The organism is Paracoccus sp. NFXS7 (assembly GCF_040148865.1).
Taxonomy (GTDB): Bacteria; Pseudomonadota; Alphaproteobacteria; order Rhodobacterales; family Rhodobacteraceae; genus Paracoccus; species Paracoccus marcusii.
The window spans coordinates 675,947-686,202 of record NZ_JAKEKV010000001.1 but is presented as its reverse complement, the minus strand read 5'-3'; the positions used below and the strand labels follow the sequence as shown (position 1 = coordinate 686,202).

Genomic DNA, 10,256 nt, shown 5'->3' with positions numbered 1-10,256 from the left:
GTCCCCGACGTTCAACCCTACAATATTAATCCCCGCCCCCTGGAACAAGTCACGTTTTTGCCGCCTGTCCGGTGCTGGCACGGACCACCAGATCGACGCCGAGGGTGATGCTGTCGGTGACCTGCTGGCCCTGCATGCGGGCCAGCAGGACTTCGGCGGCGCGCCGGCCAAGGCGGGCGCGGTGCTGGCGGATCGTGGTCAGGCCGGGGCTGCTGTAGGCCGCCATCTCGATGTTGTCGAACCCCATGACCGAGATGTCCTGCGGCACCCGCAGCCCGGCCACGATCAGCCCGTGCATCAGGCCGATCGCCATTTCGTCGTTGTCGCAGAAGACCGCGGTGGGACGGTCGGGCATGGCCAGCACCTGCGCGGCCATCTGCTGGCCGAACCGGGCGGTGAAATCACCGGTGATGCTGTCCCCGGGGTCGGGATCGGGCAGCCCCGCCTGCGCCAGACCCTGCAGGAAGCCCTGGCGGCGCGACAGGGTCAGCGAACTGCCCTGCGGCCCGGTCAGGTGCAGGATGCGGCGGTGCCCCAGGTCGGTCAGATGCCGGGCGGCCAGGCGGCCCCCTTCGACATTGTCGGCCAGCACGCGGGGGGCGGACAGGCCGTCGATCCATTCGCAGGCCTGCACCAGGGGCGGACAGCCGGGACGGGCGAACAGGCCCGGCTCCATCTGCCCGTCCAGCACGATCACCCCGTCCGAGCGCGACCGCGTCAGATAGGGGCCCAGCACCTTCATCGCCGGCTGGTCAGGCACCGCGGTCGTGTCCATCACCAAAAGGCTGAGGTTGTGGCGGCGCAGCACCTCGGAGATGCCCGACAGGATCTGCGAGAAGAACGGATTGGCCAGGTTCGGCACCAGCGCCAGCACGCCGCCCACCTGCTGCTGACGCAGGTTCCGGGCAGTGAAGTTCAGCGTGTAGCCGGTCTGCGCGATCGCCGCCTCGACCGCCTTGCGCGTGGTTTCCGACACGATCGACGGGTTCGAGATGGCCCGGCTGACCGTCGCCACGGACACCCCCGCCAGCTTGGCGACATCATGGATTCGGGGTGGACGCGATTGATCTGACACAAGAAACCTTTGTTCGGGACAGCATCAGGCTTAGCGGAAAAATTGATGTTGTAAACCTTTTCATCCTGTGAGAACGTCAGATGAAACCGATTACATGACGCGGAATCGGGCAAGGGGAACTTCGGAGGGGAAGTTCCGGGAGGATGTATGAAGACGATCAAGGGCCCCGGCCTTTTCCTGGCCCAATTCGTGGGCCCGCAGGCACCGTTCGACAGCTTTGGCGCGATCACGGCATGGGCTGCCGATTGCGGCTATCTGGGCGTGCAGGTGCCGTCGGGGGCGGAGGCACTGATCGACCTGGATCTGGCCGCGATCTCGACCACGTATTGCGACGATCTGAAGGGGCAGGCCAACGGTTTGGCCATCACCGAACTGTCGGCCCATATCCAGGGTCAGCTGGTCGCCGTCCATCCGGCCTTTGACGAGGCGTTCGACGGGTTCGCGCCGGCCACGCTGCGGGGCAATCCGACGGCCCGTCAAGCGTGGGCGGTGGACCAGATGCGCAAGACCATCGATGCGTCGGCCAACCTTGGCCTTGACCGGATGGCGGCGTTCTCGGGCGCGCTGGCCTGGCCATACTTCTATCCTTGGCCGCAGCGCCCCGCGGGCCTGGTCGAGGCGGCATTCGATGAACTGGCCGCCCGCTGGCGTCCGATCCTGGACCATGCCGACAGCCGCGGTGTCGACATCTGCTTCGAGATCCATCCCGGAGAAGACCTGCACGACGGCGTCACCTTCGAGATGTTCCTGGACCGTCTGGACCAGCATCCGCGGGCCAAGATGCTGTATGATCCGTCGCACTACCTGCTGCAGCAGCTTGATTATCTTGAGAACCTGGACATCTATGCCGACAGGATCGGCATGGTCCATGTCAAGGACGCCGAATTCAACCCGACTGGTCGGCAGGGCGTCTATGGCGGATTTCAGCCTTGGGCGCAGCGCGCCGGCCGCTTCCGCAGCCTGGGCGACGGTCAGGTCGATTTCGACGCGATCTTTTCCAAGCTGGCGGTGATGGGGTTCGACGGCTGGGCCGTGGTCGAATGGGAATGCGCGATCAAGCACCCCGAGGACGGCGCCCGAGAAGGGGCGGCCTTCGTGCGCGACCACATCATCCGCGTCACCGACCGCGCTTTTGACGATTTCGCCGATGGGGGTGCCGACATGGAAGCCAACCGCCGCATGCTGGGGCTGTCCCGATGAACCGCCCGATCCGTCTGGGCATGGTCGGGGGCGGCGAGGGGGCGATGATCGGCAACGTCCATCGCATCGCCGCGCGGCTGGACGGCCGGTTCGACCTGATCGCCGGCGCCCTGTCCTCGGACGAGACGCGCGCGGCCGAGAGTGCGCGTGCCTTGGGCATCACCCGCAGCTATGGCGATTTCCGCCAGATGGCACGTGACGAGGCTGCCCGTCCCGACGGGATCGAGGCCGTGTCGGTCTGCACCCCGAACCACCTGCATGAACCCGTGTCGCGCGCCTTTCTGGAACAGGGCATCCATGTCATCTGCGACAAGCCGATGACCGCGACGCTGGACCAGGCGCAGGCCTTGGCCGACCTGGCCGGGCGGTCCGATGCGCTGTTCATCCTGACGCACAACTATTCCGCCTATCCCCAGATCCGGCAGGCCCGGGCAATGATCGCGCGCGGCGATCTGGGCACGCTGCGGCTGGTCCAGGTCGAATACGCCCAGGATTGGCTGACCCAGGACACGGACAGCAAGCAGGCCGCATGGCGCGGTGACCCGGAACGCGCGGGTGCCGGCGGCGCGATCGGCGACATCGGCACGCACGCGTTCCAGTTGGCGCGGTTCGTTACTGGCGAATTGCCCAACCGGCTGGCCGCAGACCTGACCAGCTTTGTCCCCGGCCGCAGGCTGGACGACAACGCGCATATCCTACTGCGCTATGCGTCGGGGGCCAAGGGGATGCTGTGGGCCTCGCAGGTGGCGCCGGGAACGGAGAACGGCCTGCGGCTGCGGGTCTATGGCGACAAGGGCGGCCTGGAATGGCAGCACGACACGCCCGAGACGCTCAGATACACCCCCTTCGGCAAGCCGGCGCAGATCTTGCGCCGCGCCGGGCCGGGCAGCACCCAGGACGGCAGCCGCGTGCCCCCCGGTCATCCGGAAGGATACCTGGAGGGGTTCGCGAACCTTTATGCCGAGGCCGCGCAGGCGATCCGCAGCGGCACCATGCCCGACACCCTTCCCGGCATCCGCGACGGGCTGGAGGGGTTGCAGTTCATTGACGCCTGCATCCGGTCGAACGCGGCGGATGCGGCCTGGGTCCAGGTGACGCCATGACCGATCCCATCCTGGCGCTGAACGGCGTCACCAAGTCCTTTGGTCCCATCGAGATCCTGCACGGCGTCGATTTCGCCCTGCATCCCGGAGAGGTCCACGCCCTGATCGGCGAGAACGGCGCAGGCAAGTCCACGACGATGAAGATATTGGCCGGATACCTGGACCCCACGGGCGGGCAGGTGACGTGGCAGGGCAAGCCCATCACCTTTGCCGGGTCGGACGAGGCCGAGGATCTGGGCATCATCATGATCCATCAGGAGTTCAACCTGGCCGAACACCTGTCGGTCGATCAGAACGTCTTTCTGGGCCGCGAACTGCGGCGCGGGCTGCTGCTGGATCACAAGGCGATGCGGGCGCAGACGGCCGATCTGCTGGGTCAGCTGCAATGCCGGGTCGATCCGGGCACGCCGGTCAACCGCATCTCGGTCCCCGATAAGCAGATGGTCGAGATCGCCAAGGCCCTGTCGCGCAAGGCGCGCGTCTTGATCATGGACGAACCGACCGCCGTGCTGACCGAGCGCGAGACCGAGGTGCTGTTCGCCCAGATCGACCGCCTGCGGGCGGAAGGGGTGGCGATCCTGTACACCTCGCACAAGCTTGGCGAGGTCAAGCGCATCGCCGACCGCGTGACCGTCCTGCGCGACGGCACGATGGTGCGGTCGGACCTGACCGCCGACGTCACCGAAGACGACATGGCCACCGCCATGGTCGGGCGCGAGCTGTCGGACCTGTTCCCGCCCAAGGCCGCCCACGGGGCCGAGCCGATCCTGGAGGCGCAGGGCGTCAGCGTCCCCGGTGTGGTCCATGACGCGTCCCTGGTGCTGCACCGGGGCGAGGTGCTGGGCATCGGCGGCCTGGTCGGATCGGGGCGCACCGAACTGGCCGAGGCCATCGCGGGCCTGCGCCCGCGCAGCGGCACCGTGCGCCTGAAGGGGCAGGACCTGCCCGTCAACCACGTCGCGCAGGCGATGCGGGCCGGGCTGGTCTATCTGACCGAGGACCGCAAGGGCGCGGGTCTGTTGCTGGACAAGACGCTTCGCGAGAACCTGACCCTGGGCCAGCTGGACCGGTTCGGCAGCCCCCTGATCGACCGCAAGCGCGAGGAGGCCGCGCTGGACACGGCCATCGGCGACTTCGCGATCCGCGCGCCCGAACGCGGCATGGCGGTGGGCGATCTGTCAGGCGGCAACCAGCAGAAGCTGCTGTTGGCCAAGACCCTGCTGTCGGACCCCCAGGTGATCATCATCGACGAACCCACCCGCGGCATCGACATCGGCACCAAGCAGCAGATCTATACCCTGATCGCGCGGTTGGCCGCCGAAGGCCGCAGCATCATCGTCATCTCCTCGGAAATGCCCGAACTGATCGGTCTGGCCAGCCGCGTGGTTGTCATGCACGCTGGTCGCATCGTGGGCGAACTGGCCGACGCGGCCGTGACCGAGGGCAATATCGTGCGTCTGGCCATGGGGATGGACCATTCCCAGGGCGGACATGAAAAGGACAGCGCCGCATGAGCATGGCAACCACCGCCCCGACCCGGCGTCCCAGGGTCAATCTGGCCGTCGTCGCGCCCATCGTGGCGCTGATCGTGCTGGTCCTGATCGGCATGGCGCTGAACCCGAACTTCCTCAGCTTTGCCAACATCACGAACGTCCTGGCGCGGTCCGCCTTCATCGGCATCATCGCCATCGGCATGACCTTCGTCATCACCGCGGGCGGGCTGGACCTGTCCGTCGGGTCGATGGCGGCGTTCGTCGCCGGGCTGATGATCCTGGTGATGAACATGCTGACCGAAAGCATGGGCGGCGGGCTGCCCGTCATCCTGATCGGCATTGCGCTGGCGCTGTTCACGGGACTGGCCGCGGGCTTCATCAACGGCATCCTGATCACCCGCGCCGGCATCGAGGCGTTCATCCTGACCCTGGGCACGATGGGCATCTATCGCAGCCTGGTGACCTGGCTGGCCGACGGCGGCACGCTTTCGCTGGGCTATGAGATGCGCGAGCTGTACCGCCCCGTCTATTACGACGGCATCCTGGGGATCAGCTGGCCCATCATCGTCTTTGCCGTGCTGGCGATCCTGGGAGAGATCACCATGCGCCACACCGCCTTCGGTCGCCACTGCGCCGCCATCGGTTCGAACGAGAAGGTCGCGCGCTACTCCTCGGTCGCGGTGCTGCGGGTGCGGTTGATGACCTATGTCCTGCTGGGCACGCTGGTCGGCATCGCGGTCGTGATGTACGTGCCGCGCCTTGGATCGGCATCCGCCACCACGGGCCTGCTGTGGGAGCTGGAGGCGATCGCCGCGGTGATCATCGGCGGCACCCTGCTGAAGGGCGGCTTCGGCCGGGTCTGGGGCACGGTCGTGGGGGTCCTGATCCTGTCGCTGATCGGCAACCTGCTGAACCTGACCGACTTCGTCAGCCCCTATCTGAACGGTGCCATCCAGGGCGTCGTCATCATCCTTGCCGTCGTGCTGCAGCGAAACACCGGCGCCGCACGCTGATTTTCACCTGTGGGAGGAGTAACCACCATGAGAAAGACCCTGATTGCCACGACCGCCCTGATGGGCCTGACCGCTGTCCCGGCGCTGTCGGAAACCATCGGCATCTCGATCCCGGCGGCGACGCATGGCTGGGCGGGGGCGCTGAACTTTCACGCCGAACGCACCGTCGCGCGGCTGTCCGAGGCGAACCCCGATCTGGAATTCGTGCTGACCACGACCTCCGATCCCGGGCAGCAGGTGTCGGACCTCGAGGACATGGTGGCCACCCGCGGCATCGACGCACTGGTCGTCCTGCCTTTCGAATCCGAGCCCCTGACCGGCCCGATCCAGCGCATCGCCGACAGCGGCGTCTGGGTCACCGTCGTCGACCGCGGCCTGGCCCAGGAGGGCATCGAGAACCTGTATGTCGCAGGCGACAACGACAGCTTCGGCCGCACCGCAGGAACCTATTTCGCCGATACCCTGGACGAGGGCGCCAAGGTCGTCGTGATGCGCGGCATCGCCTCCACCGTCGACAACGAGCGCGTGGCGGGTTTCGAGGCTGCGCTGGAAGGGTCGGGCATCGAGGTGCTGGCGATGGATCACGGCAATTGGAACCGCGACACGGCCTTCAACCTGATGCAGGACTGGCTGTCGCGCTTCCCCGAGATCGATGCGGTCTGGGCGGCGGATGACGACATGGCCGTTGGCGCGCTGGCGGCCATCGACCAGGCCGGCCGCACCGAGGAGATGTTCGTCGTCGGCGGCGCCGGGATGAAGGAAATGGTCCAGCGCATCCAGGACGGCGATCCGACGGTTCCGGTGAACGTGACCTATCCGCCGGCGATGATCTCGACCGCGATCGAGATGACCGCCTTGGGTCTGACCTCCGGTGCGCCCATGTCGGGCGAATTCATCATCGCCTCCGAGCTGATCACCCCGGAGAACGCCGAGAGCTTCTATTTCGAAGACAGCCCGTACTGACGACGACGCGGCGCGGGATGTGACCCGCGCCGCATTCCGACCCCGGAGGAGGGGGTCGTTCCGCCCCGAAATGTAAACGGTTTCATATTTCGCCCGAGGGCGTGACCGGGGCCTGCATCAAAGGGAGGATAACCATGACCGATCTGTCGGACCGCGCGACTATGACCCGGCGCGGACTGTTTCACGGCGCCAGCGGCCTTGCGGCGCTTGGGGCGGGGCTGGGGGCCGTGCCCCTGATGGCCCAGGATGCGCAGCCTGCGGGGCTGCAGGGCAACATCAACCATTCCGTGGCGCGCTGGACCTTTGGCGACCTGCCGCTGGCCGACCTGTGCCAGCTGGCCCGCCAGACCGGCCTGGGCGCGATCGACCTGTGCGGTCCGGACGACTGGCCGGTGCTGGCCGAACACGGGCTGGCCAGTTCGATGTGCAACGGCGCCGAGATCAGCTTGGAGGATGGCTGGGCGGACCCCGCCAACCACGACGAACTGACCGAACGTTATCTGCGTCACATCCCGCTGGTCGCGGAGGCGGGGCATGTGAACCTGATCTGCTTCAGCGGCAACCGCCGGGGCATGTCCGACGAAGACGGCCTGCGCCATTGCGCCGAGGGCCTGTCGCGCATCCTGCCCGCCGCTCGCGATGCCGGGGTCGTGCTGCAGATGGAGCTGCTGAACAGCCGCGTCAATCATCCCGATTACATGTGCGACCGCAGCGCATGGGGCGTGGCGCTGTGCGAACGGCTGCAAAGCCCGCAGTTCAAGCTGCTCTATGACATCTACCACATGCAGATCATGGAGGGCGACGTGATCCGCACAATCATGCGCGACCATCGCTGGTTCGGGCATTACCACACCGCCGGCAATCCCGGCCGCAACGACCCCGACGACAGTCAGGAACTGAACTATCCCGCGATCTGCAGGGCGATCCGGGACACGGGCTATCAGGGTTGGGTGGCGCAGGAGTTCATCCCGCGCGACCCCTCCCCGCAGGCCGCCGCCGCATCGCTGCGCGACGCGGTGCTGACCTGCGACGTCTGAACGCCTCAAGCAATTTCTAGAAAGGAACGCCAGATGGCAGACAACATGCATTACGACGCGATCGTCGTCGGATCGGGCATCAGCGGCGGGTGGGCCGCCAAGGAGCTGACGGAGAAGGGCCTGAAGGTCCTGATGCTGGAGCGTGGCCGTAACATCGAGCATCTGACCGACTATGTGAACGCCGACAAGGAGGCCTGGGACTATCCCCACCGCGGCACCGCGACCATGGAGATGAAGGACAACTATCCCGTCCTGTCGCGCGACTATCCCCTGAACGAGCAGACCTTCGGCATGTGGGCCAACGAGCAGGAAAACCCCTATGTCGAGGCCAAGCGCTTTGACTGGTTCCGGGGCTATCACGTCGGCGGGCGCAGCCTGATGTGGGGTCGCCAGTCCTATCGCTTCTCGGACACCGACTTCACCGCCAACGAACGCGAGGGGATCGCGACCGACTGGCCGATCCGCTATGCGGACATCGCGCCTTGGTACGACCATGCCGAACGCTTTGCCGGCATCTCGGGGACGAACGAGGGGCTGGACATCCTGCCCGACGGGCAGTTCCTGCCGCCCATCCCGCTGAACATCGTCGAAAAGGACGTGGCCGCACGCCTGCGCAACGCCTTTGGCGGCAAGCGGTACCTGATCAACAGCCGCGTGGCCAACATCACCGAGGCACTGCCCGACCAGAACCGCGTCGCCTGTCAGTATCGCAACAAGTGCTGGCTGGGCTGCCCCTATGGCGCCTATTTCAGCACCCAGTCCGCGACGCTGCCCGCCGCGATGGCCACGGGCAACCTGACGCTGCGGCCGTTCTCGATCGTCAAGGAGGTCCTGTACGACAAGGACCGCAAGCGCGCGACCGGGGTCGAGATCATCGATGCCGAGACGAACATGACCTATGAATACACCGCAGACGTGGTGTTCCTGAACGCCTCCAGCTTCAATTCGACCTGGGTGCTGATGAACTCGGCCACCGATGTCTGGGAAGGCGGTCTGGGGTCGTCGTCGGGCGAGCTGGGCCACAACGTCATGGACCACCATTTCCGCGTCGGCGCCGAGGGCCGGGTCGAGGGGTTCGACGACAAGTACTACTTCGGGCGCCGTCCGGCGGGCTTCTACATCCCGCGTTTCCGCAATATCGACGGAGAGGAGCGGCCCTATACCCGCGGTTTCGGCTATCAGGGATCGGCCAGCCGCCAGGGATGGCAGCGCGACATCGCCGAACTGAACATCGGTGCGGACCTGAAGCAGGCCCTGTCGACGCCGGGCAACTGGACCATCGGCATGACCGGGTTTGGCGAGATGCTGCCCTATCACGACAACGCCATCTCGCTTGACCGGGGCACGACGGACAAGTGGGGCCTGCCGGTCCTGTCCGTCAGCGTCGACCTGCGCGAGAACGAGATGCGCATGCGTGAGGACATGAAGCAGGACGCCGTCGACATCCTGGAGGCCGCCGGGGTCAAGGACGTCAAGCCGGTCGACCGCGACTATGCCCCCGGCATGGGCATCCACGAAATGGGCACGGCACGCATGGGCCGCGATCCGAAGACCTCGGTCCTGAACGGCAACAACCAGGTGTGGGATGCGCCGAACGTCTATGTGACGGACGGGGCCTGCATGACCTCGGCCAGCTGCGTGAACCCTTCGCTGACCTACATGGCGCTGACCGCGCGTGCGGCGGATCACGCCGTCAAAGCCCTCAAGAACGGAGATCTGTGATGAACCGTCGCGACCTTCTGACGATGATCGCCGCCGTCACCGGGACGGCCATGCTGGGTGCGGGCCGGGTAATGGCCTATGTCCCGACCGAGACCGGAGAGAACCTCTTCACCCCCCAGGATGCGGCCTTCCTGGACGAGGTGGCCGAGACGATCATTCCCGCCACCGACACGCCGGGCGCCAAGGACGCGGGCGTCGGCGCCTTCATGACCCAGTTCGTCAGCGACTGCTATGACGCCGAGGAGCAGGCGGCGTTCCGCGACAGTATCGACACGCTGAAATCCGAGGCCCAGGCACAGTTCGGCAAGCCGTTCGAGGACCTGACCGCCGAGGAGCGCCAGCAGATGCTGCAGGAGGCCATGGTCGCCGCCAGCGCCCAGGCCGCCGTCGTGGCCCAGGCCAAGGAGGAGATGCGCATCCAGGCCCGCGACCAGCAGCAGTCCGCCGACACCGCCGCCACCGCGCAGGCCCAGACCGAGGCGGACCTGCCGGCGCTGCACTGGTTCACGCCGATCCAGCAGCTGACGCTGTTCGGATTCTTCACCTCCGAAGTCGGTGCGACGCAGGTGCTGCGCTATGAGCCGGTGCCGGGCGAGTACATCGGCGATCTGGAATACGACGGCGGCCCGGCCTGGGCCACCTGATCCCGC

At 66.5% G+C, this 10,256-nt stretch carries 9 protein-coding genes; 8 read left to right on the top strand and 1 reads right to left on the bottom strand.

All coding sequences use genetic code 11. From position 1 onward, the window contains the following. Window positions 1-49 precede the first annotated feature (49 nt). Window positions 50-1,075 (bottom strand): LacI family DNA-binding transcriptional regulator, encoded by a 1,026-nt coding sequence (locus tag LZ686_RS03390; RefSeq protein WP_349546981.1) that lies wholly within the window; start codon window positions 1,073-1,075, stop codon window positions 50-52. 147 nt (window positions 1,076-1,222) lie between these two features. On the opposite strand from LZ686_RS03390, the gene LZ686_RS03385 reads away from it, so the two are divergent. The 8 genes from LZ686_RS03385 to LZ686_RS03350 all read left to right on the top strand — a co-directional run bounded on the left by LZ686_RS03385 (window position 1,223) and on the right by LZ686_RS03350 (window position 10,250). Next, complete coding sequence (locus tag LZ686_RS03385; RefSeq protein WP_349546980.1) at window positions 1,223-2,275, top strand: sugar phosphate isomerase/epimerase family protein; 1,053 nt, start codon at window positions 1,223-1,225, stop codon at window positions 2,273-2,275. Further along, window positions 2,272-3,378, top strand: a complete 1,107-nt coding sequence (locus LZ686_RS03380) for a Gfo/Idh/MocA family protein (protein ID WP_349546979.1) — start codon at window positions 2,272-2,274, stop codon at window positions 3,376-3,378. Before LZ686_RS03385 ends, LZ686_RS03380 begins: the two co-directional genes overlap by 4 nt. Continuing rightward, complete coding sequence (locus LZ686_RS03375) at window positions 3,375-4,892, top strand: sugar ABC transporter ATP-binding protein (RefSeq protein WP_349546978.1); 1,518 nt, start codon at window positions 3,375-3,377, stop codon at window positions 4,890-4,892. The genes LZ686_RS03380 and LZ686_RS03375 overlap by 4 nt, the downstream gene beginning before the upstream one ends. Continuing rightward, window positions 4,889-5,884 carry an ABC transporter permease gene (locus LZ686_RS03370; protein WP_045983178.1) on the top strand — a complete coding sequence of 332 codons (996 nt, stop codon included), beginning with the start codon at window positions 4,889-4,891 and terminating at the stop codon, window positions 5,882-5,884. Before LZ686_RS03375 ends, LZ686_RS03370 begins: the two co-directional genes overlap by 4 nt. Window positions 5,885-5,911: 27 nt before the next feature. Next, the gene (locus LZ686_RS03365; RefSeq protein WP_139598464.1) at window positions 5,912-6,847 is read left to right on the top strand and encodes an ABC transporter substrate-binding protein; all 936 of its coding nucleotides are present in this window, start codon (window positions 5,912-5,914) and stop codon (window positions 6,845-6,847) included. Window positions 6,848-6,981: 134 nt separating this feature from the next. After that, window positions 6,982-7,884 carry a hydroxypyruvate isomerase family protein gene (locus LZ686_RS03360; RefSeq protein ID WP_349546977.1) on the top strand — a complete coding sequence of 301 codons (903 nt, stop codon included), beginning with the start codon at window positions 6,982-6,984 and terminating at the stop codon, window positions 7,882-7,884. A gap of 33 nt (window positions 7,885-7,917) precedes the next feature. Then, complete coding sequence (locus tag LZ686_RS03355) at window positions 7,918-9,606, top strand: GMC oxidoreductase (RefSeq protein WP_045983176.1); 1,689 nt, start codon at window positions 7,918-7,920, stop codon at window positions 9,604-9,606. Further along, on the top strand, window positions 9,606-10,250 hold the full coding sequence (locus LZ686_RS03350; RefSeq protein WP_304614876.1) for a gluconate 2-dehydrogenase subunit 3 family protein: 645 nt from the start codon (window positions 9,606-9,608) through the stop codon (window positions 10,248-10,250). The genes LZ686_RS03355 and LZ686_RS03350 overlap by 1 nt, the downstream gene beginning before the upstream one ends. Window positions 10,251-10,256 lie beyond the last annotated feature (6 nt).